Genomic DNA, 23,552 nt, shown 5'->3' with positions numbered 1-23,552 from the left:
GACTCAGCTGACTTCGCGGACCAGCACGAAGGCGCCGTTCTTGATCTGCAGCAGGATGAAGGTGGGATTCGGCTGGGTGCCGTTCGCGCTGAACTGCGCCGGACCCGACAGCAGCTCGATGTCGCCGGGCTTGGTGTCGGCGATCGCCCTGCGTACCGCCTCATGATCGGTCGTGCCCGCGCGCTGGATGGCGTTGGCCGCCAGCCGGACGGCGTCGTAGCCCTGCATGGTGAACGGCCCGGGTTCGTGGCCGTAGGAGGCCCGGTACTTCGCCGCCCACTCCTTGGCCTTGGGCTCGAACTGCGCCAGCGGCAGGGTTATCCCGTAGACGCCCTCTTCCTGCTTGTCGGTGAGCACGTCGAACAGGGTCGGGTCGGTGCCCGCGTCGGACAGCATGATCGTGCCCTGGTAACCGCCGTCGCGCAGGTCTCGGATCATCCGGCCGGCCTCGGGGTAGTACCCGGTGAAGAACACCAGGTCCGCGTCCACCTCCTTGACCTTGTCCAGCACTCGGGGGTAGCTGGTCGCGCCCTGGCTGATCTTCATCTGCCCGGCCAGTTTCAGCGGACCGCCCTTCTTCTGCACGCTGGCGACGGCGGCGGCGGCCACGGTCTGCGGGAAGCTGGTGCCGTCGTCGATCACCAGCAGCCGGCGCCGGCCGAGCTTCTCCATCGCGTCGACGGCGCGCTCGGCTTCGATCGTGGTGGTGCCGGCGAGCAGGAAGACGCTGTCGTAGCCGGGCGCGAGCAGGTCGATCGAGTTGGCCGCCGGGATGATCATCGGGATACCGGCGGTCCGGAAGACCTTGAGCGTCGGCACGGCGGCCACGCTGCACCCGCCGCCGACGGAGACGGTGATGTCCCGGCCGATCATCTCGTTGGCCTTCACCACGGCGGTGCCGGGGTCGCAGGCGTCGTCGCCCACGACCAGCTCGACCTTCCGGCCGAGCACCCCGCCCGCGTCGTTGACGTCCTTGATCGCGATCTGGAACGCCTCCAGCAGGCGCTGCCCGGTCGGCGCGTTGTCGCCGGTCAGCGGGACGAGTGCGCCGAGTCGTATGACATCGGGCGTCTTGTCCGCTTCTTCCGGCTGGCTGCAGGCGGCGACGCCGCCCAGCAGCAGCGTGGCCAGCAGCGCGACCAGCGAGCGCAGCCGCCGCGGCATTCGCGGTCCGTGGAGGATGTCCATATCGTGAATTATTATCAGAGTTCGCGGGATAAGCCGGAATTGCCGCGTGGAAGATCGCGTTGACCCACCGGACAAGACCCGAACGGAGCGGCCGCCCGGCCACTCGGAGGAGGACCCCCGAAAGATGCATTGGCCGTCTTGGAGGCGGGCCGTCGAACGGCTCGGCAGGCGGGGCAGGGCCGCCCGCCGGGCCGATCCGGTGCTGCGGCCGCGTCGCAGCCTCGGCATGACCGCCGCGCTCGCCGCGGTGCTCTGTGGGCTGGGCGCGTTCACGCTGTGGGGCACGCTCCAGGCCACCCGCGCCACCGAGGTGCAGAGCCAGGCGCTCGTGCTCGACGCCATCTTCAGCGAGGCCAGCGCCGCCGTGGCGGTGCAGGAGATGCAGGCCCGCCACTACCAGCTCGAACCCTCGGTCGCCAGCCGCGCCCGCTACCTGGAGTCGGCCGCGCAGGCCGACGCCACGCTGCGCCGCGCGGTCGAGCTGAGCACCGGAGCGGCACTGGAGGACGCGCTGCGACTGCAGGCCGAGCAGTCGGCATACCGGCAGGCCGCAGATGAGTTGATCATCATGGTGACCGACCGCAACCCCGACGCCGTCCAGCAGGACCGGCTCGAGGTCACTCCGGCGTACTACACACTCCAGCACGACATCACCGAGGTCGCCCGAAACCACCACACCCAGGCCCAGAAGCTGGTCGCCGACCTGCGCAAGGTGCAGACCCGGATGTTCGCCGCGACGATCGTCGGGTTCGCCGTCGGCCTGGCCCTGGTCGCCGCGATCTGGCGGGTCATGCTGGGCTACCAGCGCCGGGTGCTCCAGCACGCCGAGGTCAGCCAGTACCAGGCCCTGCACGACCCGCTCACCGGGCTGGCCAACCGCCTGCTTTTCCAGCGCAGGCTGGAGGACGCGCTGGACCCGTCCCGGCCCGACGCCGAACAGCTCGCCGTGATGCTGATCGACATGAACGGGTTCAAAGCCGTCAACGACACTCTCGGCCACCAGGCCGGCGACGACGTGCTGGTGGAGACCGGGCACCGGCTGCGCAAGGTGGTTCGCGACGGGGACACCGTCGCCCGGCTCGGCGGCGACGAGTTCGCCGTGCTGCTGCCCAGCGTGGCGTCGGCCGAGGGGGCCATCGAGATCGCCGAGCGGGCCACCGGCGCGCTGCGGCGCAACTACCTGCTGCCCGCCGGGTCCGCCGCCGTCAGCGGCAGCGTGGGCATGGTGCTGGGCCGTCCGGGCACGTGCGCCGAGGACATGCTGCGCCACGCCGACGCCGCGATGTACCGGGCCAAGACCAGCGGCAAGGGCGTCGCCCTGTACGACCCCGAGGTCGACACCGACCAGCCCGGCCGGATGGCGCTCTTCGGCGACCTGCGCGCGCTGCTCACCGACGGCGACCCCGACGAACAACTGGTGCTGTACTACCAGCCGCAGGTCCGGCTCGCCGATGCCACCGTCGGCGCCACCGAGGCGCTGGTGCGCTGGCGTCACCCGCAGCTAGGCCTGCTGTCGCCCGGCGCGTTCCTCGGCGTCGCCGAGACCGGCGGGCTGGAGATCCCGCTCACCTACCACCTGCTCCGCATCGCCGTGAAGCAGGCCGCGCACTGGTGCGCCCAGGGCCGGCCGATGACCGTGTCGGTCAACGTGTCGCCGAACTGCCTGCTCGACGACGCCTTCGTCGGCCAGGTGCGCTCCGCGCTGGCCGAGCACGGGCTGCCGGCCACCCTGCTGCGCCTGGAGATCACCGAGAGCGGAATGACCACCGACCCGGGGCGGGCACGGGACGCGCTGCGCCGGGTGCGCCGGGACGGCGTGCAGGTCTCGATCGACGACTTCGGCACCGGCTTCAGCTCGCTCAGCCAGCTCAAACTGCTCGCCGCGGACGAGCTGAAGATCGACCGGACCTTCATCCACGACCTGGCCACCGACCCGGGCGACGCCATCCTGGTGCGCAGCGCCATCGAGCTGGCGCACAACCTCGGCATGTTCGTGACGGCCGAGGGCGTGGAAGATCTCACCGCCCTGGCCATCCTCGACGAGCTGGGCTGTGACCAGGTGCAGGGTTTCGCGCTGGCCTACCCGGTGCCGGCCGACGCGCTCATGGCCGAGATCCGCAAGGCGCAGGACACCGCGCGCACCACGCTCAAACCCGCCACCCGCCGGGGCCCCGCCACGGTGCAGACGCAGACCGCGGCGGCCCTGAACCCGTGACCGCCGCGTCCGCCGTGCCGGTGTGGGCACGACGGACGCGGTGCGGGGTCAGCGGGCGTAGACCTCGAACTCCGAGATCTGCGCCGCCGGCCAGCCGGTGTTGGACGTGAACGTCAGCGTCAGCTCCCGGGCCGTGACGGCCGGGAAGGCGATGGTGACGACGTTGCCGGTCTCCGGCGCGAACAGGTGCTCGGCCGCGTCGACCAGCGGCGCGCCGTCGGCCGACACGGCGATGGTCTGCCGGCGGCCGCCCCAGTTGGCGGGCAGCTTCAGCACGATCCGGCTCACCGACACCTGGTGGCCCAGGTCCAGCGTGACGGTCTGCGGGAAGGCCCCGTTGAGGCTCTCGAAATATGTCGACTGGTCGCCGTCCACCAGGTTCGGCGGCGCGATCCACCAGCCGGCCTGCGAGCTGGACGTGATGTCGCGGCCCAGGGCCAGGTTGCCGGCGGGGTCGAATCCGATGCCCTTGAGGCCGACCACGTACGGACCGGCGGGCGAGGTGCTGTGGATCGTCAGCAGACCCGCGTAGTTGCCCGAGGCCGCCGGAGCGAACCGCACCTGCAGGGTGCAGGTCGCGCCGACCGCGATCACGGCGCAGCCGCTGTCCACCGTGTAGCCGCGCGGCGGCACGACCGACTCGATCGTGATCGGCTTCGGGCCGGGGTTGGTGATCGCGACGGGTCGCACCGCCTGCGTGCCGATCGGCTGGAAGCCGTACTCGACGCCGGTGGCCTGGGCGATCTCCAGCTGACCGGCCGGGGCGAAGCCGCAGCGCGTCCCGTTCCAGCCGAGGTTGCCCGCGCCGCGGGTCACCGCGAAGCCGCTGGCGCAGTCGTGCACGCCCGTGTCGCCCAGTCCGAACGCGACGACCTTCGCGAACGAGGCCGCGCCGGGCGCCTGCAACTGCAGGGCCACCGTGCCCGCCCCGGCGACGGTCACCCGCTCCACGGACACGTTCGTGATGGACTTGCCGAAGAACTGCATCCCCCCGTACGAGCTGTCCAGCAGCGTGGTGTCGCGGACCTGGACGGCCCCGGTCAGCGGAGCGTCGGCGGCCCAGAACCACAGCGCGGCGATCTGCGTCGGCTCGTTGGGCACCAGGCTGCCGGTGCGCACCAGCAGGTTGCCGCTGATGGTGGTGGTCCCGGCGAGCGGGTTCGCGCCGAACCGGTTGCCCACGTGCACGCCGCCGCCCTGGGTGACGGTGTCGGCGGCGACGTTGTCGCGGACCGTGTTGTCCCGGCCGCCGTAGACCGCGAAGCCGTTGGCCAGCAGCGGCACGGAGACGGTGTTGCGGTTGAAGGTGTTGCCGGTGTCGGCGTTGGTCGCCGACCACATGGCCATGCCGTCGTCGCCGGTGTTGCGGACGAACAGGTTGCTGACCGTGCTGCGGCTGACCCCGTCGTGCAGGTTGAGGCCGTCGGCCCAGACGTTCTTGATCCGGCCGCCGTCGATGGTCAGGCCCTCGGACGGGCCGTCGAACCACATGCCCGCCTTGACGTGCTCGACCCAGACGTTGCTGATGGTCGAGCCGCTCAGTGAGCCGCCGAAGCCGCTGTCGATGGTGGCGTCGTCGCGCACCACCGTCTCGCCGAAGACCGCGAAGTCGGACAGGTGCACATCGGTGCTCGGGTTCGGCGCGCCGTTGCCGAACACGCCCACGCCCACGCCGCGCAGCACGGTGTGCCAGGGGCCCGCGCCGCGCACGGTCACCCGGTCCACCTGCAGGTGGCGGGTCACGGTGTAGTCGCCCGGCGGGATCCACAGGCCGCGCTGGGCGTCACGGGCCGCGTCGATCGCCGTCTGCAGGGCGGCGCCGGAGTCGGCCGCGCCGGTCGGGTCCGCGCCGAAGTCGAGCGCGTTCAGGTGATCCGCGGGCGCGGCCGGGGCGGCGGCGACGACCTCGAAGTCGGCGAGGTCGACCACGGTGGCGGCGCTCGCCTTCAGCCGCACCTTGGTGCCCGCGGCCAGGGTGCGGTCGAACATCGTGCGCGCGTCGTCGAAGTAGTGGTGCCGGCCCCGGTCGGCCGGGTCGTTGGTGTACGGGTAGTTGCCGTACACGTGCGCGTATTTCGAGGTCAGGGCGAGCTGGCCGGCGGTCTTGCCGTTCGCTGTCACGGTCAGCGATCCGCTCGTGCCGTCCGGCACGGAGTAGCGCACGTCGACCGCGTTGGCGGGCTTGGCCAGGGTGAACTCGACCCACTCGCCGGCGTCGAGGGCGACCGCGCGGCGGCCGGACGCCTCCGCGGCGAGCTGGGTGAACGCGCGCGTCGCGGCGAGCACCCGGCCGTCGGTGCGGGCGTGCTCGGCCTCGTACTCGGTGAAGGGCACGGCCGCGCCGCGCGCGCCGTACAGGACGGGCAGCGGCAGGGCGGTGCCGGGCAGGGTCGGCACGGTCGGCAGGGCCGGACCGGCGACGGCGGCCGTGGCGTTCGTCGCGGCCAGCACGCCGGCCGCGGCGACCGTCGTCGCGGCCAACAGGGCGGTGCGGAGCTTCATCAATGGCTCCTATCGGGATGATCCGCGCGGATGGAGACGCGCTCAAGGATTCGGGGGTATGGGATCGCGGCCGGCACGCGTCGCGGGCGGTGTTCGGCGGCTGTTTCGGACACGTCGCGAGCGTGTTCCGAAGATGTCAGCAGATTAGGTCCGCGACCGTCGCCACGTCCAGGGTCTTACGCAAAATTCAAACAAACGTCCAGGATTCTCTTGCGTCCCCGCACCAGTCGGCCGGTGACACATAATCCCTGGTAAGCCAGCACTTTTCGCGATCGCAGTGGGCATATATAGCTACACCACGAAGCGCGTTTTAGCCCTGTGGCGGTCTGCCGACAGCAGCGTTTACGCAAATTCCTCGACTGTGAGCGCAATGCTTTGCATGACCAGCACAGCGTCCACACCAGACCCCGGCCGTGGCGGACAATGTCGGGATGATCGAGACGGTGCGCGCGGACGACGGGGTGTCGCTGTGGACGCGGCGGACGGGCGACGGCCCTGCGCTGGTGCTGTGCCATGGCGGGCCGGGGCTGTGGGACTACTTCGACGACCCGGCCGCGCTGCTCGGCGGTGACTGCACCGTCGTGCAGTGGGATCAGCGCGGCTGCGGCCGGTCCCCGTCCCCCGGGCCGTACTCGATCGAGCAGAACGTGGCCGACCTGCACGCCGTGGTCCGCAGCACGAGTCGGTCGCCGGTCGCCGTGCTCGGCCACTCCTGGGGCGGCCTGCTCGCGCTGCGCTACGCCCTGACCCACCCCGACCACGTCAGCCACCTGGTGTACGTGTCCGGCGTCGGGGTGGACCCCGCTGCCACCTGGCGGGCCGACTACCAGGCGGGGCTGCACGCCCGGCTCGAACCCCACCGGGCCCGCTTCGACGAGCTCAGCTCCCGCGAGCGCAGCCACGACGAGGACCGGGAGCTGGCGGTGCTGCAGTGGACCGCCGACTTCGCCGACCCCGCGACGGCGCTCGAGTTCGCCGAGCGGGCGGCGACCCCGTTCCTCGGCGTCAACCTCGCCCACCATGCCGCGATGGGCCGGCAGACCGCCGAGTACGTCGACTCGGGAGCCGCGCTCGCCGCCGTCGCGACCATCCGTGCCCCCGTGCTGATCATCGACGGCGTACACGACATCCGCCCGCGTCGCTGCGTGGACTCCCTGGCCCGCGCGCTGCCGCAGGCCACCCGGATCAGCCTGGACGCCGGGCACCTGCCCTGGGCGGAGCAGCCCGCCGCCTTCGCCGCCGCGGTCCGCGACTTCGTGCACGGCAGCGGGCCCGCCGGTGACGCCATGATCTGCTGAGCGGGCCGGGCGTCGCCCACGGGCGGCGGGGTCCGCCGATAATCGGCTTGAGCAGGTAAAAGGCTCAGTAACGTGGACGGGGTGACACGGGACGGAATCTCCCGCCGGGGCCTGCTCGCCGGCGCCGGGGCCGCGGTGGCCGCCGCGGGCCTGGGCGCATGCGCCAGGCGGCCGGATCCGGCGGCGTCCGCCGCCGCGCCCACCACGCCCGCGGCGGCCGGCCCCGCCCTCGACGAGGCCGCGCTGCGCAAGAAGATCGCCCGGATGCTGATCGTCGGCTTCCGCGGCGCGGAGGTCGGCCCCGACGACTGGATCATGAAAGACATCGGCCAGCGCGGGCTCGGCGGCGTCATCCTGTTCGACCGCGATCAGCTGACCGGCGAGAGCCGCAACATCAACTCCCCGGCGCAGGTCACCGCGCTGATCAAGACGCTGCAGGGTGCGGCGCCGCACGGCCTGATCGTCTCCATCGACCAGGAGGGCGGCAAGATCGCGCGGCTCGGGCCGCAGAACGGCTTCCCCGCCACGAAGTCGCAGGCCGAGATCGGCGCGCTCAACTCGCCCCCGGCCACCCGCGCCTGGGCGGGCGGCATGGCGCAGACCCTGGTCGAGATCGGGGTGAACTTCAACTTCGCCCCCGTCGCCGACCTCGCGGTGAACCCGTCCAACCCGGCGATCGCCCTGCTCGGCCGCAGTTTCTCGGCCGACCCGGACGTCGTGGTGTCCTGCGCGACCGACACCATCGACACCTACCGCAAGGCGCAGGTGCGCACCTCGATCAAGCACTTCCCCGGGCTCGGCAGCGCCACCGGCAACACCGACTTCGAGGCCGTCGACGTGACCGACACCTGGACGCGGGCCGAGATCGTGCCGTTCCAGCGCCTGATCCAGTCCGGCACCGCCGACACCGTCATGGTCACCCACTTCCTCAACCGCAAGCTCGACCCCGACCGGCCGGTGTCGCTGTCCCACGCCGTCGTCACCGACCTGCTCCGTGGGCAGCTGGGCTGGGACGGCGTGGTGGTCACCGACGACATGCAGGCGGTCGCGATCACCAGCCGGTACGCCCGCGACGAGGCGACCACGTTCGCCCTGGAGGCCGGGGTGGACCAGCTCATCTTCGGCAACCAGGCGGTCTACGACCCGGCGATCGTCACCGAGACCGTCGAGCACGTGCTCGGGCTGATCCGCGCCGGGAAGATCACCGCCGCGCGGATCGACCGGTCCGTCGCCCGCATCGACGCCCTGTGGCCACCGCGCTGAGCCGCGCCGGCCCGGCGAACCGGACATCCGGCCAATCGGCGCGGCGCGCCCGGGCCCGTGCATAGGGTGAAGCCTGTGCCGGTCAGGAGAGCCGTACTGGTCGTCGTGTGCACCGCCCTGATGGCCCTGTCGGGGACGGCGGCACGCGGCACACCGGCGGACCGGCCGACACCCGCGCCCTCCCCCGGCGTCGCCGCGACCGACCTGACCGCCCGGCTGGACTCGGCGGTGCGGCAGGTGATGCGCGAGCTCGGCATCCCGGGTGCGATCGTCGGCGTCTCCGTGCCCGGGGTGGTCGACCACACCAGGGCCTACGGCACCGGGGACAAGGCCCGCGGCACGCCGATGAGCGTCGACGACCACATGCGGATCGGCAGCGTCACCAAGACCTTCACCGGCACGGCCGTCCTGCAGCTCGTCGAGCAGGGACGCATCGCGCTGACCGACCCGATCGGCAAGTACGTCGCGGGCGTGCCCTCCGGGGACGACATCACGCTGCGCATGCTCGGCGACATGCACAGCGGGCTCTACTCGTTCGAGCAGGACCCGGAGTTCGCCACCACGGTGCTGGACGAGCTGCCGAAGGGCCCGACCGCCGGGGCGGCCACCCCGCAGCAGCTGCTCGAGATCACCGCCCGGCACCCACTGAACTTCGCGCCGGGCAGCCGCTTCCAGTACGCCAACGTCAACCTCGTGCTGCTCGGCATGGTGGTCGAGAAGGTCACCGGGCAGCCGCTGGCCGAGTACTTCCAGCAGCACATCTTCGACCCGCTGCGGCTGACCCGGACCAGCTACCCGGCCGACGGGCAGCTGCCCGTCCCGTACGCCCACGGCTACACGCTCGCGCCGGACGGCAAGGAGATGGACGCCTCGCTGTGGAACCCGGTGTGGGCGGGCGCGGCCGGGGCGATGGTGTCCACCGTCGCCGATCTGAAGACCTGGGTTCTGGCGCTGGCCAAGGGCACGCTGCTCGACCCGCAGCTCCAGCGGGAGCGGATGGCGCAGGTGGACAGGACGGGCCTGGGCGCGCTGTACCGGTTCGCGGTCTTCGACGTCAACGGCTGGTGGGGCCACAACGGCAGCATCCCCGGCTACACCACGGTGGCGGTCGCCATCCCGGAGCGCAACGCGACCCTGGTGGTGCTCGCCGACACCGACATCCCCGCCGAGCACGCGGCCGGGCGCATCGCCGAGGTCGTCACGCAGCTGGTCACCCCCGACAACGTCTACCACCTGGTCGCCCCGGCCCCCACGCCCACCGGCCGGTGAACGCTACCGTCCGGGGCACGAATCCGGACGCGGAACGTCCGCAATGGGATCTAGGGTGCCCGGCAGACACCCCTCGGCCGGCGCGACCGCGCCGCCGACCCGATCGACAAGGAGAACTCGCATGGCCGAAGTGCTGCTGTTCCACCACGCGCAGGGGCTGACCGAGGGCATCCGGGCCTTCGCCGACCGGCTGCGGCAGGCCGGGCACACGGTGCACACCCCGGACGTGTACGACGGCAACACGTTCCCGACGCTGGACGAGGGCCTGGCCTACGCCCGCCAGGTCGGTTTCGGCGAGCTCAGGGAGCGGGCCGTACGCGCCGCCGACACCCTGCCCGCCGAGCTCGTGTACGTCGGATTCTCGCTCGGCGTGATGCCCGCGCAACAGCTGGCGCAGACCCGGCCCGGCGCCCGCGGCGCGGTGCTGCTGGAATCCTGCGTTCCGCCGTCGGAGTTCGGCGGCAGCTGGCCGGCCGACGTCCCGGTGCAGGTCCACGGCATGGACGCGGACCCGTTCTTCGCCGAGGAGGGCGACATCGACGCGGCTCGCGCGCTGGTCAAGGAGGCTGTCGACGGGGAGCTGTTCGTCTACCCGGGCGACCGGCACCTGTTCACCGACAGCTCGCTGGCGACCTACGACGCCGACGCCGGCGCGCTCGTCGCCGAACGGGTGCTCGACTTCGTGAACCGCCACTGAGCCGCACCACCGTTCACCGGGGCGACGCGACGGAGCGTCGGTCGACCCCGGTGTGCCGGCGCTCGAACGGCCGTGTCAGCGGCCGCGTCAGGGTCACGTCAGGCCGGTGACAGGCCGGCTCCCGATAGTCGTCCGCATGACGACTTCAGCGATCGCGGTCTCCGGACTGCGAAAGGCCTATCAGGACAAGGTCGTGCTCGACGGCATCGACCTCGATGTCCGTGCGGGCACGGTGTTCGCGCTGCTCGGGCCGAACGGGGCGGGCAAGACGACGACGGTGAACGTGCTGACCACGTTGATGAGCGCCGACGGCGGCACGGTCCGCGTCGCAGGCCATGACCTCGCGACCGAGGCCAAGGCGGTGCGCGCCGCGATCGGCGTGACCGGCCAGTTCGCGGCGGTGGACGAGCTGCTGACGGGGCGGGAGAACCTGCAGCTGATGGTCGACCTGAACCGCGCGGCGCCCCGCGACGGCCACCAGGTCGTCGCGGACCTGCTGGAACGGTTCGAGCTGACCGGATCGGCGGACAAACCCGCGTCGACCTACTCCGGTGGTATGCGCCGCAAGCTCGACCTGGCGATGACGCTGGTCGGCAACCCGCGGATCATCTTCCTCGACGAGCCGACGACGGGGCTGGACCCGCGCAGCCGCCGCACGATGTGGTCGATCATCCGGGGCCTGGTCGCCGACGGCGTGACCATCTTCCTCACCACCCAGTATCTCGAGGAAGCCGACCAGCTCGCCGACCGCATCGCGGTGCTCGATCAGGGCCGCCTGGTCGCCCAGGGCACCGCCGACGAGCTCAAGCGCCAGATCCCCGGGACCCACGTCCGGCTCCGGTTCGCCACCGCCGCCGAACTCGACGCGGCCGCGCGGGTCCTCACCGACTCCACTCCCGACCCCGAGGCGCTGACCCTGCGGGTGCCTGGCGACGGCGGCACGAAGTCGCTGCGGGCGCTGCTGGACCGGCTCGACGAGTACTCGCTCAGTGCCGAGGAGTGCTCGGTGCACACCCCCGACCTCGACGACGTTTTCCTCGCCCTGACGGGCCACACCACGGAGGTGGACGCGAAATGAGCGCCAAGTCGCACTCGCTGGTCATGCTGCGCCGCAACTTCCGGCACATCGCCCGGAATCCGACCTCGGTCTTCAACGCGGTGCTGATGCCGATCATCCTCATGCTGATGTTCGTGTACATGTTCGGAGACGCCTTCGACGTCGGCGTCGACTACATCGACTACGCGACGCCGGGACTGATGCTGCTGGCGGTCTGCTACGGGCTGGGCGCCACCGCGACGTCGGTGAACTCCGACATGACCAAGGGCATCATCAACCGGTTCAAGGTCATGGACGTCTCCCGTGGCGCGGTGCTGACCGGGCACGTCGTCGCCAGCGTGCTGACCAACGTGGTCGCCATCGCGGCGCTGCTCGGGGTGGCCTTCCTGCTGGGATTCAACCCGTCGGCGAGCCCGCTCGACTGGCTCGGCGTCGCCGGCGTGGTCGTGCTGCTCGGGTTCGCCGCCGGCTGGATCACGGTCGCCCTGGGGTTGTCGGCGAAGTCGCCGGAGACGGCGGGTCTGGCCGCCGTGCCGCTGGTCATGCTGCCGTTCTTCAGCAGCGCGATCGTGCCCGCCGAGAAGATGGGGCCGGGCCTGCGGCAGTTCGCGGAGTACCAGCCCTTCACGCCCATCATCGAGACGATGCGCGGGCTGATCAACGGAGCACCGGACAGCACCGACGTGATCCTCGCCGTCTCCTGGTGCGTCGTGATCGCGCTCGTCGGCTACCTGTGGGCGCGTGCCACGTTCATGAAGCGCGCCTGACCACGACCGGTTGACGCCGGCTTCCGGTGCCGCCCCGGCGAACCGAGGTTCGCCGGGGCGGCACCGTGCCGTCACCGCGTCATGAGCTCCGCTGATCCGCCCCGCCGATCGGCGCGAAGCTACCGCTGCACGTTCTGCAGGAACTCGCCGTAGAAGAAGCCGAGGCCGATGCCGACGCTGATCGCCGCGACGATCCAGAACCGGATCACGACGTTGACCTCGGTCCAGCCGCCGAGTTCGAAGTGGTAGTGGATCGGCGACATCCGGAACACCCGCTTGCCGCGCGTCTGGAAGGAGATGACCTGGATGACCACCGACATCAGGCTGATCACGAACAGGGACGCCAGGAGCGGCAGCAGCAGGTGGGTGTGGGTGGCCATGGCCAGGGCGGCCATCAGCCCGCCGAGGCCGAGCGCACCGGCGTCGCCCATGAAGATCTTCGCCGGCGAGGTGTTCGACCACAGGAAGCCCACGCAGGCCGCGGCGACGGCGGCGGCGATCATCGCGACTTCGAGCGGATCCCGCACCGAGTAGCAGTAGGCGTTCGGGTTGGCCGCATAACCGGTGGTGTCGGCACACCAGTGCTGGTACTGCCAGTAACCGATGATCGCGTACGCGCCGACGACCAGCACCGACGCGCCGGTGGCCAGACCGTCCATGCCGTCGGCCAGGTTGACCGCGTTGCTCATGAACATCACCATCAGCACGAACAGCACGACCGCGCCGACCTTGGTGAGGTCCAGCCAGGAGATGTCCTTGACGAACGACAGCTTGGTGGAGCCGACCGTCTGCCCGTTGGACGACGGGTAGTACATCGCGATGATGCCGAAGGCGCTGCCCACCAGCAGTTGGCCGACCAGCTTGCCCTTGGCGCTGAGCCCGGCACTGCTCTTGCCGATCACCTTCATGTAGTCGTCGACGAAGCCGATCGCGCCGCAGAAGACGAACGTTCCCAGCACGACCAGCGCGGTGATGGTCGGGCGGACCTGGCCGATCTGGGCCTCCGGCAGCCCGCGCAGCGCGATGTGCCCGGCCACGTAGGCGATGATGGTGGCCAGGATGAACGCCAACCCGCCCATGCCCGGCGTGCCGCGCTTGCCCTCGTTGGACTTGAGGGCCAGCTCGTCTCTGATGGGCTGACCGGCCTTCAGCCGGTTCAGAATCCTGACGAGCAACGGCGTTCCCAGCAGCGACAGCAGGAAGGCCACCGCCGCCGCGACGATCACGGCTCTCACGGACGCACACCGCCGTGCGCTGCGCCAGAACCAGAAAGCCGGGGTGAGTCCTCGGCCTGCCATGCCCGGTGTCCCGAGCCATTCACCAGCGCCAACCTATCCGCAAGCACCCGAGACCTCATTTCCGCCGAGCGGCACAATAGCCCAGGTTCCTAAGGGCGCGCCAACAGTGGTGCCCGCACTCGGTTTTGCCGACATCCTGAGCTGCGAGGATGTCCCGCTCGCAGGTCAGGATGCCGACGGTGCCCACGCTTTCCCGCGGAGTTCCGCAACCGGTGGTCAGCTCTCGTCCGTCTCCTTGTCGCGCAGCGCCTGCTCGACGGCCTCCTGCACGCGGGCGTCCTCACGCTGCTTGCGCTGCGCGCGGCCGCGGTGCGACAGCACCCGCACCCCGACGGCGACCGCGACCAGCACGACGATCAGCAGGAGCAGCGTCCACGGGACGGCCCAGCCGCCCGCCGTCGCCTCGACCTGCGCCAGCGGCGAGGTGGTGCCCGACGCGTCGACGAGCAGCGGGGTGAGGGTCACGGTGGCGGTGAGCCCGACCGTCGGCGCCACGCCGTGCACGGGCACGCTCACCTCCCAGCTCTCCCCCGGCAGCAGCTGCGGCGACGGGGCGAGCTGCCCCGCCTCGGCCCGCAGCCAGCCGAACGGTCCTGCGACGGACACCGCCTGCTGGGCCGAGAGCATGGCGTTGCCGGTGTTGTGGATCCGGTAGGTGACGGTGGCGTCACCCTTGCCCAGCGGGTTGGCCGTGCCCGCGTAGTCGACCCGCAGTTCCTCGACGGCGAGGCTCGGCTTGAGCTCGCCGCCGACCCGCAGCTTCACCCGGATGCCGAGGCGGCGGTCGACGTTGATGCCCGCCGCGTCGCCGGACTGCGTCAGGGAGCTGACGATCCCGCCGACGTAGTCGCCGGGCGTGGCATTGGCGGGCACGGTGACCTTGAAGGGGACCTGGACGGACTCGCCCGGCTTGAGGACGACGTTGCCGCGGTCGGCGTGGACCCATACGCCGACCGCGACCGACTTGCCGTCCTTGGGGAGCAGGTCGAGCTGGCCCGCGCCGGTCGTGAAGCCGTCGGCGGCGTAGACCGCGAGGTCCAGCGGGGCCGTGCCGCGGTTGGCCACGACCAGGGCGTCCTCGACGGTGCCGCCGGGGTTGACGGCGTAGCTGTAGCTGGACCGGTCGGCACCGTAGCTGTTCGACGCCGTGCGGACCGTCCAGGCGACGTCGCCTTCGGCCGCCAGCGCGGGGTCGGCGCCCAGGCCGACCAGGGCGAGCGCGCCCAGCAGGGTCAGCGCGACGGTCAGCAGTCGGGCGGTGGCGGAGCGGCGGCGCGGGTCAGGTGAGTGCATGTCGGGTCCTTGCGCGAAGTGGAGCGAGTGTGGAGCGATCGGGCGGGGTGAGCGCCGGAAGGCGCTCACCCCGCCACGGTGGAGCGGATCGGTCAGCTGCTCAGCGCAGTGATCGTGAGGGTGGCGCGGTAGCTGCCCTTCGCGACGCTGTCCGGGATCTGCAGATCCAGGTCAGCACCGATCTTGGCCGAACCACGGGGGTGACCCTGGTCGGCCCAGCTCAGGCCACGGGAGACCGACAGGCCCTGCCCCTGGTCCTGGAAGCCGGAGAGCACCTGGGCGTTGGCCTGGGCGCCCGCACCGGCGTCGAGCACGTACGGCGTCCAGCCGAGGTTGGCGCCCGAGAACGACTTGTCGCCGTCCCGGAAGTCACCCACGCTGGCCGAGATCGACCACGGCGCCAGCGAGCGGCGGCTGTCCGACACCAGGATCGGGTTGATCTTGCCGCTTGCCTGGAAGAACGAGCCGTTGCGCTCCTGGGCGGTGCCCAGGTTCACCAGGCCGTTGTAGCCGTCGATGGTCCAGCCGAACTCGCCCGGCGCCGGGTTGGGCACGTTGACCTGGATGGACTGGCCGTCACCCTGGTACGGGTGCACGGTGACCTTGTCGACGATCGAGCCGACCGGCTGCGCGGCGGTGGTGTTGTTGCACCAGCTGCCGCCCTCGACCGAGGAGTTCGGCGCCGCGCAGGTGCCGCTGCGGAGGTTCTCCAGCACCAGCTTGTCGGCCTTCACCTGCACCTTGACGTAGCTGCGGACGTGCTCCTGGTTCTGCACGGAGTTGTACCAGTAGCTGCCCGGGTTCAGCGGGTCCGGGCCGTTGCCGCGGATGCCGGTGCCGGTCGAGTCCGGGGTCTTGATGTCGTAGTACTTCGAGCCCGAGGCCGAGTTCGCCGTCACATAGATGACGCCGCCGGGGCCGGGGGTCACCTCGGCCGCGCCGGGCTGCTCCGCCGGATTGGCCTTCTGGCCGTTCTTGATGGCGTAGCTGCGCGAGTAGCTGTGGTCGTGGCCCTGCAGGACCATGTCGATACCGAGGTTCGAGAACGCGGTCGTGAAGTGCTCACGACGGTCCTTGTTGTCGGTGTCGGTGGCGTGGCTGGCCGGGGAGTAGATGGAGTGGTGGTAGACCAGCACCTTCCACTTGGCCTCGGCGCCGTGCTTGTTGATCACGTCGGTGATGTACGAGACGTGCGCCTCGTCGCCGACGTTGCCGCCGCCCGCCGGCACCTTGTAGCTGTTGCTGTTGATGTCGATGAACAGCACGTCCTTGTAGACGAACCAGTAGTCGCCACCGGACTTGGTGCCCGCCGGGTTCCCGTTGTCGTAGTACGGGGCCGTGCGGTCCGTGTTCGGGGTGAAGTGGTGCTGCTCGTAGGACTTGCCGCCCACGTCGTGGTTGCCGATGGTGGCCACCAGCGGGTACTGGCGCAGCTGGTCGGGAGCCAGGAACGAGGTCCACTGGCCCTCGTCGTTCGCGCTCTCGACGTGGTCGCCGCCGGACACCAGCAGCTCGGCGTTCGGGTTGGCCGTGGTGGCCACCTTGAGAGTGTCCTCCCAGCCGGCCTGGTCCTTCAGCCGGTCACCGGAGGAGCCGATCTGCGGGTCGCCGAAGAACAGGAAGTCGAAGTCGCCCTCGAAGTCCTGCGTCTTGAACGAGTACGCCGGCGACCAGTTGCCCTCGGTGCCGACCCGGTAGGAGTACGCGACGTTCTCCCGCAGGTTGGTGAGCGTCGCGTGCCGGTTGAAGCCGGTGGTGGAGGTGTTGGCCGCACCGACGGCGTCAACGCTGACGGCGTCGGCCGGGAACTCGCCGTTGACGATCGCGGCGGTCGGGGCGAGCTGGACCTTCTGCGCGGTGTCCGCGGAGGAGTACCAGTTCACGACGCGCTGCGACTGGTCGGCGCCGACGCCGAGGACGATGCCGGTGAGCGTGGCGCCGTCCGCGGCCGCGGCCGGGCTGGCCAGGCCGCTGCCGACGGCGACGGCGAGGCCCAGCACTGCCGCGGTGGCCCCGGCGGCCATGCGGTGCCGCACAAGCCCGGAGGCCCGTGTCGAGTGGTTCAAGGTTCTGTTCCTTTGCTTGTGGGGGCGCGGAGGTGCAACCCCCAACTGGTGGATCGGTCCTTACGCTTGACCCGCCGGATGAACCCGCGGTGAACCCCGTCGGGCGGCTCGGCAACCCTTCTCGCAAGACCAACTCGGTATCAGGACATGAACACCCGTTGCACGAACCAGACCAGCCCCATCACGGCCACTCCGGCCGAAACCAGCCCCGTCGCCCAGAGGCCCGCCCGCGGCGCGCGGCGGCGCAGCACGATCAGCAGCGGGAAGACGGCCGCGATGATCGCGAGCTGGACGACCTCGATGCCGACGTTGAACACCAGCAGCGACCACAGCAGCGTCCAGGACCACGCCTCGTCGATGCCCAGCGCGCCGGCGAAGCCCAGGCCGTGCACCAGTCCGAAGCAGAACACCACGGCCAGGCGCAGCCACCCGGAACGGTCCAGGCTGAAGTGGCCGCGGCCGGACTCCGCGAGGTCGACGGCGTGCTCGCCGCGGCGGCGGATACGCCACAGGTGCCAGCCGGCCACCACCGCGATCGACAGCGCGATGACCGGCTCCACGATCGCCGCGGGCACCTGCACCAGGCCGAGCGCGGCGAGCAGGAACGTCACCGAGTGGGCGAGGGTGAAGCTCGTGGCCGTGAGCACGATCTCGCGCAGGCGGCGCGACCCGGCGATGAGCGCCAGCAGGAACAGGATGTGGTCGATGCCGCCGAGCAGGTGCTCGGCGCCGAGGCCGAAGAACTCGCCGAACCGCTGATACCACGTCTGCGCGGTCGAGAAGGACGGGCTCGCGGCGTCGAGCGCGGCGCTGCCCGAGTGGCCGTCCAGGTCGTACGTGACGATGGTCTTGGTGTCCTTGACGAAGCCCTCGCCGTCGGGGAACAGGTCGCTGCGCACCTCGTGCCCGCCGGCCCGGTCCGGGCAGGCCCAGTCGAGCAGCAGCCCGGCGTACGGCACGCCCTCCCGCTCGCCGACCGTGAAGCCGCCGACGCGCGCCGGGGCGCAGACCGCGCCGTCCGAGGTGACCGACAGATGCTTGGTGACGTACGCGACGACCGGCTCCGCGTGGGCGTCGAGCACCGCGGCCTGCGCTGCGGCGTCGCCGCCCTCGAACGCGGCGGTGCCTTCCCGGAACAGGGCGTCGACGTGCCCGAAGTCGGCGGCGGACACGACGAGCAGGTCGTACTCGAGACCGAGCTGCGTCCGGACGTGGCCCTGCCCGCCCGAGGCGAGGTCGACGTAGGCGGTCGAGGAGAAACCGTGGGCGGACGCCGGGGCGGCGCCCAGGAAAGTGAGGACCGCCGCGGCGATGCCGGCGGCGACGGTGAGGGTATGGCGGATGTGCCGTGACATGGTGCTCCTTAGCTGGCCAGTGCACGTTGCACGGCACGCGTGAACACCAGCCCGACGAGCGGCGAACCGCTGGCGAACAAACGCCCGCGACGGCCTCCGACCGGCCGGAAGCGCCTTTCGCTGAGGTAGGAATACGGGGAACCGAGCCCCTCCCCACTCCCAGGACGATCACCTTGCGCCCTCCGCTTCGGGCCGTCGCCATACTGGCCGCGGTCGCCGCGCTCATCACCGGATGCAGCTCCGGCGACGACTGGTCCCAGCCGCATGCCAAGCCCACCGCCGTCGGCGCCCTAGGCCCGGGGTTCGTCGACCCCTCCGCCCGGCCCGCCCCCGAGGCGACCATCACGCCCCGGCCCGGGTCCTGGACCAGCGTCCACCCGTCAGCGGACTACCGCGTGGTGCTGCTGACCGCGGGCGCCGACGCCCCGACCAAGGCCCTGGTGGCGGCGGTCGAGCAGTGGGCCGAAGAGGAGCACGTCGACCTGCGGACAGTCACTCCCGACGGGCCCCACGACCTCCTGCACGCGGTGACCCGGGCCCTGGAGATGGCCCCGGACCTCATCGTCAGCGCCGGCAACGACCTCATCGACCCGCTCGCGCTGGTCACCGCGAGCCACCTGTCCCAGCAGTTCCTGGTGGTCGGCGCGGAACTGGCCGAGCCCACGCACAACGTCACCGCGGTCGACTGGTCAGGCGCCTCATTCCGCGGCGAAGGACTCGGCATGTCCTCGACGTACGACGCCGCCTCCTTCACCGCCGAGCGCTGCGCGGCCGCCATCCGGGCGGGCGTCGCGGCCGTGCTCAACGACCTGACCGGCATCGTGATCTGGCTCGACCAGCACTGACCCGCGTGATCGCGTTCAGCGTGCGCGGGTCTCCCAGACCGGCTGCCGGGGCTCGTCGTTGTGCACGATGATGTCGACCTGATCGGTCGGGCGGACCGTGGCGAAGTAGAACTGCTGGGCGGGCAGGTAACGCTCGCGCCAGCGCCGTTCGACCTCGACCCGGGACGACACCCGGCGCTCCCGGATCACGGCACGGTGGCCGTCGGTGGGGCGGGCGGGACTCGAACCCGCGACCGAGGGATTATGAGTCCCCTGCTCTAACCTGCTGAGCTACCGCCCCGCGCCGGATGATCCCGGCGCGCATAGCGTAGCGAATCTGCGCCGCTGCTCACACGCCCGATATCGGTGCGACACTCCTGGCCGGTCAGGCATGCCCGCCCGGGCCGGGCGGGATATCCGATCGACGCCGCGGACACGGTCCCCTACCGTCGCGACATGCCGCGCCCGCCGATCCCGACCCCCGTCGACAGCGACCTGCCCGCCTGGATCGACGCCCTGGGCACCCGCTTCGCCACCTTCGAGCTGCAGGGCTCGGGCTGCGTCTCGTACGGGGTGGCCACTCCGACCGGGCGGCGATTCGTGAAGACCTTCCAGGCCGGGCACGACTCGCTGCGCCGGGCCCTGGCGGTGCACGGGGCCGTGGCGCACGAGGCGATCGCCGCGCCGGTGGGCGCATTCCGGCTGCGCTCGGGCGAGCATGCGCTGGTCTATCCGTGGCTGGACGGCGGTGTGCTGTACCCGGCGGATCCCCGCGGGGCCGCGGTGCGCACGGATCCGGACGGGGCGATGGCCAGGTTCCGCGCGCTGCCATTGGACCGGGTCGAAGCGGCGCTGGACGCGGTCCTCGACGCACACGTCGCGGTGGCGGCGGCGGGGTTCGTGGCGGTGGACTTCTACGACGGCTGCCTGCTCTACGACTTCGCCGCGTCCCGGATGCACGTCGTCGACGTCGACGAGTACCGGCCGGGGCCGTTCACGCTGGAGGCGGCCCGGCTGCCCGGTTCGACCAGGTTCATGGCGCCGGAGGAGTTCCGCCGCGGCGCGGTGATCGACGAGCGGACGACGGTGTTCAACCTGGGCCGCACGTTGCGGCTGCTACTGGACGCCGGCGACGTCGAGGCCGCCTGGCGTGGCTCGGACCGTCAAACGGCCGTCATCACCACGGCGACGGACGCTCGCCCCGAGCACCGCCATGTCACCGTCGCCGAACTCGCCGGGGCCTGGCGGGCCGCGACCGCGCCCGCGTGATCCGTACACAGCACCGGTGGGCCCGACAGCTGTCGGGCCCACCGGACGTGTTCAGGAACTACGGCCGCGGAACGCCGCCGTAGGGCTTCTTCTTCTTCACGACGACCTGCTCCTTGGGGTCGTCGCAGGCGGTCACGACGCCCTCGTTGTTCTCGTCGCCGCTGTACTCGGCGACCCACTGGTAGGTGCCGGGAACACGGGGCCGGAAGTCGCCGGACTTGTATTTGTTGTCGCCGTTGCTGTTGCCGTCGACATCCACGACGGAGGTGAAGACCGGGGTCCGCGAGCAGGTCGCGTCGCCGGGCCCGTACAGGTTGAAGGTGATGGTGCCGGTCGGGTTGTTGCCGCCGGTCAGGAGGGCGGTGTCGAACACCGTCTTGCCGACGAAGGTGTCGCGCGACGCGTAGGTGGCCAGCCTCGGGGTCACCGGCGCGGCGTGGACGACGACGCTCTCGTTGGCGTCGTTGCACTTGGTGCTGAACGGGTTGTTGTTGTCGTCGCCGCTGTAAGCCGCGGTCCAGCGGTAGGTGCCGGCCGCGGTCGGGTGGAACGCTGCCGAACGGTACGTGGTGGTCTCCGGGTCGACGTCCACGGCGTCGATCTGAGGCGTGCCCAGGCAGTTCGCGTCGTCCGGCCCGTACAGGTTGAACGTGATGGTCCCGGTCGGCTCGAAGGCGCCGGCAAGGGTCGCCTCGTCATAGATGCCGCCAGCGGCCCCGAGAACGATGTCGTCGGAGGCGTCGGTCGTCACGGTCGGCGAGGCCGGATCGACCACGACGCTCTCGTTGGCGTCGTTGCACAGTGTGGTGAACGGGTTGTTGTTGTCGTCGCCGCTGTAAGCCGCGGTCCAGCGGTAGGTGCCGGCTGCGGTCGGGTTGAACCCGGCCGAACGGTACGTGGTGGTCTCCGGGTCGACGTCCACGGCGTCGATCTGAGGCGTGCCCAGGCAGTTCGCGTCGTCCGGCCCGTACAGGTTGAACGTGATGGTGCCGGTCGGCTCGAAGGCGCCGGCCAGGGTCGCGTCGTCGTAGATACCTCCGACGGCTCCGATGACGATGTCGTCGGAGGCGTCGGTCGTCACGGTCGGCGAGGCCAGATTGACCACCACCTGCTCGTTCGCCTCGCCACACGCGGTGCTGACCGCCATGCCGACGGTGGGGGTGTACACGGCCCGCCACAGGTAGGTCCCGGGAGCCGTCGGCGTGGTCGTGCCCGATCCGTACGGCCCGTCGACGGTCGTCGGAATCGCCGCGGAGGTGAATACCGGCGGGTTCATACATGTGGCGTCGTTCGGGCCGTACAGCCTGAACGTGATGGATCCGGTCTCGCCCCTGACGGTGCCCGCCAGGTTGGCCGTGTCGCTGACCGTCTCGCCGATGGTCACCTCCGGGTCCGCGACGGAGGTGGTCAGGGTCGCCAGGGCCGCCCTGTTGAGGCCGGCGTGGGCCATGGCGGGGCCGGCCTGCACGCCGAAGGCGGCGCCTGCTGCGGTCAGGAGCGCCAGGCTGCGCAGCGCGCGGCGAGACGCCTGGCGGGTCGTCGGGTTGGGTCGTTTGGTTCGCATGCGCATTTGCCTCCTGCGCGAGATGGCCTGTGAGGTGCGAAAACACCGAGACGGAGCATATGTTCGCGAACGGTAGGAAATGCAGCAAAACCGTCATACCCGTTATTTATTCGCATTTCACAAGCGTGAGAGCAGCAAAAAACCCCGGCCCTAGGGCCGGGGTTTTCCCTGTGGCTCCCCCACTTGGACTCGAACCAAGAACCTGCCGGTTAACAGCCGGCTGCTCTGCCAATTGAGCTACAGGGGAATGTGCTCTCGGCGACCCTGCGGATCTCTCCTCAGCGGCGCGCCTCGACAAGACTACAGGACCATCCCCCGGGTATGGCAAACGGGTAACCCTGGCCGGTCTGGTGTCGCGGCGTGCCCGCAGCAGGCAGGATGGGACGTATCACGCGATCGAGGTCAAGGAGGCACGATGGGGAAGCTGGTGTGGTTCGCCGCGGGTGCGGCCGTCGGGTTCGTGTTCGGCACCCGTGCCGGACGCCAGACCTACGACGACCTGGTGGCCACCACCCGCAAGGTGATGGAGCACCCCACGGTGCAGGAGGCGGCGGGCCTGGTCCAGGCACAGGCCGCGAAGCTGTACGACGAGGGCCTGCGCAAGCTGAACCAGCAGGCCTGAAGCCCCTTCGCGCGGACCTAACCGGCGCGGCCCACTCCCGGCATCGGGCGGTCGGCCGCGCCGTCGAGTCCCACCACGCTCAGCTCGTCGCGCGCGGCGTCGAGCTCCTCGGTGCCGTCGACCTCGAGGTGGTCGCAACCCGCGTGCACGCCGCCGAGCACGGCCGCCAGCATCGAACGGGCCACCGCGGCGAGATCGTCGTCGGCGTGGTGCCCCAGCCGCAGCTTCACCACGGACAGCCGTGCGCGGCGCAGTCGGGTGAGCGCCTGGGCCGGGCTCTCCTTGGCGTCGGCCAGTTGCGCGGCGCTCAGACAGGCGCCGATCCGGGCCGGGTCGGCGCGTTCCAGCAGCCGCACGACGTCCTGTGAACCGGTGACCAGGGTCTTCGGCGCGGCTTCGACCGCGACCCGGACCAGCCGGCCGGTGTGCCAGGCGATCTCGGTCAGGCCGCCGCTGAGGTCGGCCATCAGCCGGGTCGCCACCTGCCACTCGCGCTCGCGCAGCTCCCGCCGGGCCTCGTCGGCCGCGGAGTCGGTCTCGGCGTCGGCCTCGTCACCGGTGGCGGTGAGCGCGGGCACGGCCGAGCGCGGCAGCGTGGTGGAGATGGAGCCGTGGGCACTGTCCTCGGGCAGCAGGTCGACCAGCACCCGCGCCAGGTCGAGGGTGTGCATCCACCAGGTGCGCCAGCTGCCGTCGGCCGGCGTGACGTCGGGGCCGGTGTCGAGGGTGACCACCTCCAGCCGTCGGGTGGCCAGCTCGTGGCGCAGCCGCTGGCGCAGCCCGAGCGAGGAGGCGAGCGTGGCGGCGAGGACGGGGCCCAATCGCAGACTCACGCTGAGCACGTCGGCGAACAGGCGCTGGCGCTGCGGCACGACCCGGGCGTCGAGCGTCTTCAGGAGTGCGCGCACGTCCTTGACGTTCTCGACGGACACGACGGTCGCCACGTGCACAGTCTGTCCGTCGGGATGTCGTAGGCGCATGGGTCACCTCCGCCCGGCGGCGTGT

General features: G+C 71.0%; 19 protein-coding genes and 2 tRNA genes. 10 read left to right on the top strand and 11 right to left on the bottom strand.

Annotated elements, in window-relative coordinates; translation table 11 throughout:
- Positions 1-3: 3 nt before the first annotated feature.
- Positions 4-1,188, bottom strand: a complete 1,185-nt coding sequence (locus tag HAV39_RS23460) for a branched-chain amino acid ABC transporter substrate-binding protein (protein ID WP_191841290.1) — start codon at positions 1,186-1,188, stop codon at positions 4-6.
- Positions 1,189-1,312: 124 nt separating this feature from the next.
- Between HAV39_RS23460 and HAV39_RS23455 the strand changes: the two genes are divergently transcribed.
- Complete coding sequence (locus tag HAV39_RS23455) at positions 1,313-3,403, top strand: putative bifunctional diguanylate cyclase/phosphodiesterase (RefSeq protein ID WP_170213008.1); 2,091 nt, start codon at positions 1,313-1,315, stop codon at positions 3,401-3,403.
- 48 nt (positions 3,404-3,451) lie between these two features.
- Here the strand turns inward: HAV39_RS23455 and HAV39_RS23450 are convergent, their stop codons facing one another.
- Complete coding sequence (locus tag HAV39_RS23450; RefSeq protein WP_191841289.1) at positions 3,452-5,905, bottom strand: discoidin domain-containing protein; 2,454 nt, start codon at positions 5,903-5,905, stop codon at positions 3,452-3,454.
- Between the two features lie 431 nt (positions 5,906-6,336).
- Here HAV39_RS23450 and HAV39_RS23445 point away from each other — a divergent pair, with 431 nt between their 5' ends.
- The 6 genes from HAV39_RS23445 to HAV39_RS23420 all read left to right on the top strand — a co-directional run bounded on the left by HAV39_RS23445 (position 6,337) and on the right by HAV39_RS23420 (position 12,256).
- Complete coding sequence (locus HAV39_RS23445; RefSeq protein ID WP_191841288.1) at positions 6,337-7,203, top strand: alpha/beta fold hydrolase; 867 nt, start codon at positions 6,337-6,339, stop codon at positions 7,201-7,203.
- Between the two features lie 81 nt (positions 7,204-7,284).
- The gene (locus tag HAV39_RS23440; RefSeq protein WP_239120272.1) at positions 7,285-8,466 is read left to right on the top strand and encodes a glycoside hydrolase family 3 N-terminal domain-containing protein; all 1,182 of its coding nucleotides are present in this window, start codon (positions 7,285-7,287) and stop codon (positions 8,464-8,466) included.
- A 75-nt stretch (positions 8,467-8,541) separates the two neighbouring features.
- Positions 8,542-9,735, top strand: a complete 1,194-nt coding sequence (locus HAV39_RS23435) for a serine hydrolase domain-containing protein (protein WP_203736098.1) — start codon at positions 8,542-8,544, stop codon at positions 9,733-9,735.
- 121 nt (positions 9,736-9,856) lie between these two features.
- On the top strand, positions 9,857-10,432 hold the full coding sequence (locus HAV39_RS23430; RefSeq protein WP_191841287.1) for a dienelactone hydrolase family protein: 576 nt from the start codon (positions 9,857-9,859) through the stop codon (positions 10,430-10,432).
- A 136-nt stretch (positions 10,433-10,568) separates the two neighbouring features.
- The gene (locus HAV39_RS23425; RefSeq protein WP_191841286.1) at positions 10,569-11,510 is read left to right on the top strand and encodes an ATP-binding cassette domain-containing protein; all 942 of its coding nucleotides are present in this window, start codon (positions 10,569-10,571) and stop codon (positions 11,508-11,510) included.
- Positions 11,507-12,256 (top strand): ABC transporter permease, encoded by a 750-nt coding sequence (locus tag HAV39_RS23420; RefSeq protein ID WP_191841285.1) that lies wholly within the window; start codon positions 11,507-11,509, stop codon positions 12,254-12,256. Before HAV39_RS23425 ends, HAV39_RS23420 begins: the two co-directional genes overlap by 4 nt.
- A 119-nt stretch (positions 12,257-12,375) precedes the next feature.
- On the opposite strand, the gene mraY is transcribed toward HAV39_RS23420, so the two are convergent.
- The 4 genes from mraY to HAV39_RS23400 form a co-directional block, all read right to left on the bottom strand.
- On the bottom strand, positions 12,376-13,491 hold the full coding sequence (gene mraY / locus HAV39_RS23415) for a phospho-N-acetylmuramoyl-pentapeptide-transferase (protein WP_120316381.1): 1,116 nt from the start codon (positions 13,489-13,491) through the stop codon (positions 12,376-12,378).
- Between the two features lie 279 nt (positions 13,492-13,770).
- The gene (locus HAV39_RS23410) at positions 13,771-14,847 is read right to left on the bottom strand and encodes a COG1361 family protein (RefSeq protein ID WP_191841284.1); all 1,077 of its coding nucleotides are present in this window, start codon (positions 14,845-14,847) and stop codon (positions 13,771-13,773) included.
- A 92-nt stretch (positions 14,848-14,939) separates the two neighbouring features.
- On the bottom strand, positions 14,940-16,913 hold the full coding sequence (locus HAV39_RS23405) for a purple acid phosphatase family protein (protein WP_239120274.1): 1,974 nt from the start codon (positions 16,911-16,913) through the stop codon (positions 14,940-14,942).
- Between the two features lie 140 nt (positions 16,914-17,053).
- A complete protein-coding gene (locus tag HAV39_RS23400; RefSeq protein ID WP_191841283.1) occupies positions 17,054-18,268 on the bottom strand; it encodes a HupE/UreJ family protein in 1,215 nt (404 codons plus the stop codon).
- Positions 18,269-18,441: 173 nt separating this feature from the next.
- On the opposite strand from HAV39_RS23400, the gene HAV39_RS23395 reads away from it, so the two are divergent.
- A complete protein-coding gene (locus tag HAV39_RS23395) occupies positions 18,442-19,113 on the top strand; it encodes a type 1 periplasmic-binding domain-containing protein (protein ID WP_191841282.1) in 672 nt (223 codons plus the stop codon).
- A 15-nt stretch (positions 19,114-19,128) separates the two neighbouring features.
- On the opposite strand, the gene HAV39_RS23390 is transcribed toward HAV39_RS23395, so the two are convergent.
- The gene (locus tag HAV39_RS23390; protein WP_191841281.1) at positions 19,129-19,284 is read right to left on the bottom strand and encodes a hypothetical protein; all 156 of its coding nucleotides are present in this window, start codon (positions 19,282-19,284) and stop codon (positions 19,129-19,131) included.
- A gap of 35 nt (positions 19,285-19,319) precedes the next feature.
- Positions 19,320-19,393 (bottom strand) — tRNA-Ile (locus HAV39_RS23385).
- A gap of 155 nt (positions 19,394-19,548) precedes the next feature.
- Here HAV39_RS23385 and HAV39_RS23380 point away from each other — a divergent pair.
- Entirely contained in the window at positions 19,549-20,361 is an 813-nt protein-coding gene (locus tag HAV39_RS23380; RefSeq protein ID WP_239120275.1) for a serine/threonine protein kinase, read from the top strand.
- 58 nt (positions 20,362-20,419) lie between these two features.
- Here HAV39_RS23380 and HAV39_RS23375 read toward each other — a convergent pair whose 3' ends face one another.
- Positions 20,420-21,925: a hypothetical protein gene (locus tag HAV39_RS23375; RefSeq protein ID WP_191841280.1), complete on the bottom strand. Its 1,506-nt coding sequence runs from the start codon at positions 21,923-21,925 to the stop codon at positions 20,420-20,422.
- A 171-nt stretch (positions 21,926-22,096) separates the two neighbouring features.
- Positions 22,097-22,172 (bottom strand) — tRNA-Asn (locus tag HAV39_RS23370).
- A 168-nt stretch (positions 22,173-22,340) separates the two neighbouring features.
- On the opposite strand from HAV39_RS23370, the gene HAV39_RS23365 reads away from it, so the two are divergent.
- Positions 22,341-22,547 carry a hypothetical protein gene (locus HAV39_RS23365; protein WP_120316388.1) on the top strand — a complete coding sequence of 69 codons (207 nt, stop codon included), beginning with the start codon at positions 22,341-22,343 and terminating at the stop codon, positions 22,545-22,547.
- Positions 22,548-22,564: 17 nt separating this feature from the next.
- Here HAV39_RS23365 and HAV39_RS23360 read toward each other — a convergent pair whose 3' ends face one another.
- A complete protein-coding gene (locus HAV39_RS23360; RefSeq protein WP_191841279.1) occupies positions 22,565-23,491 on the bottom strand; it encodes a hypothetical protein in 927 nt (308 codons plus the stop codon).
- Between the last annotated feature and the right edge of the window lie 61 nt (positions 23,492-23,552).

The sequence above is a fragment of the Catellatospora chokoriensis genome (genome assembly GCF_011297315.1).
In the GTDB taxonomy this organism is placed as follows: domain Bacteria; phylum Actinomycetota; class Actinomycetes; order Mycobacteriales; family Micromonosporaceae; genus Catellatospora; species Catellatospora citrea.
The sequence above is the reverse complement of the archived record's forward strand: the minus strand, read 5'-3'. Positions and strand labels throughout refer to the sequence as shown.

Excerpts from the sequence above, each read along its gene's own strand:
- HAV39_RS23460 (WP_191841290.1), bottom strand. The coding sequence starts at position 1,188 with ATGGACATCCTCCACGGACCGCGAATGCCGCGGCGGCTGCGCTCGCTG.
- HAV39_RS23455 (WP_170213008.1), top strand. The coding sequence starts at position 1,313 with ATGCATTGGCCGTCTTGGAGGCGGGCCGTCGAACGGCTCGGCAGGCGG.
- HAV39_RS23450 (WP_191841289.1), bottom strand. The coding sequence starts at position 5,905 with ATGAAGCTCCGCACCGCCCTGTTGGCCGCGACGACGGTCGCCGCGGCC.
- HAV39_RS23445 (WP_191841288.1), top strand. The coding sequence starts at position 6,337 with ATGATCGAGACGGTGCGCGCGGACGACGGGGTGTCGCTGTGGACGCGG.
- HAV39_RS23430 (WP_191841287.1), top strand. The coding sequence starts at position 9,857 with ATGGCCGAAGTGCTGCTGTTCCACCACGCGCAGGGGCTGACCGAGGGC.
- HAV39_RS23425 (WP_191841286.1), top strand. The coding sequence starts at position 10,569 with ATGACGACTTCAGCGATCGCGGTCTCCGGACTGCGAAAGGCCTATCAG.
- HAV39_RS23420 (WP_191841285.1), top strand. The coding sequence starts at position 11,507 with ATGAGCGCCAAGTCGCACTCGCTGGTCATGCTGCGCCGCAACTTCCGG.
- HAV39_RS23410 (WP_191841284.1), bottom strand. The coding sequence starts at position 14,847 with ATGCACTCACCTGACCCGCGCCGCCGCTCCGCCACCGCCCGACTGCTG.
- HAV39_RS23400 (WP_191841283.1), bottom strand. The coding sequence starts at position 18,268 with ATGTCACGGCACATCCGCCATACCCTCACCGTCGCCGCCGGCATCGCC.
- HAV39_RS23380 (WP_239120275.1), top strand. The coding sequence starts at position 19,549 with ATGCCGCGCCCGCCGATCCCGACCCCCGTCGACAGCGACCTGCCCGCC.
- HAV39_RS23375 (WP_191841280.1), bottom strand. The coding sequence starts at position 21,925 with ATGCGAACCAAACGACCCAACCCGACGACCCGCCAGGCGTCTCGCCGC.
- HAV39_RS23365 (WP_120316388.1), top strand. The coding sequence starts at position 22,341 with ATGGGGAAGCTGGTGTGGTTCGCCGCGGGTGCGGCCGTCGGGTTCGTG.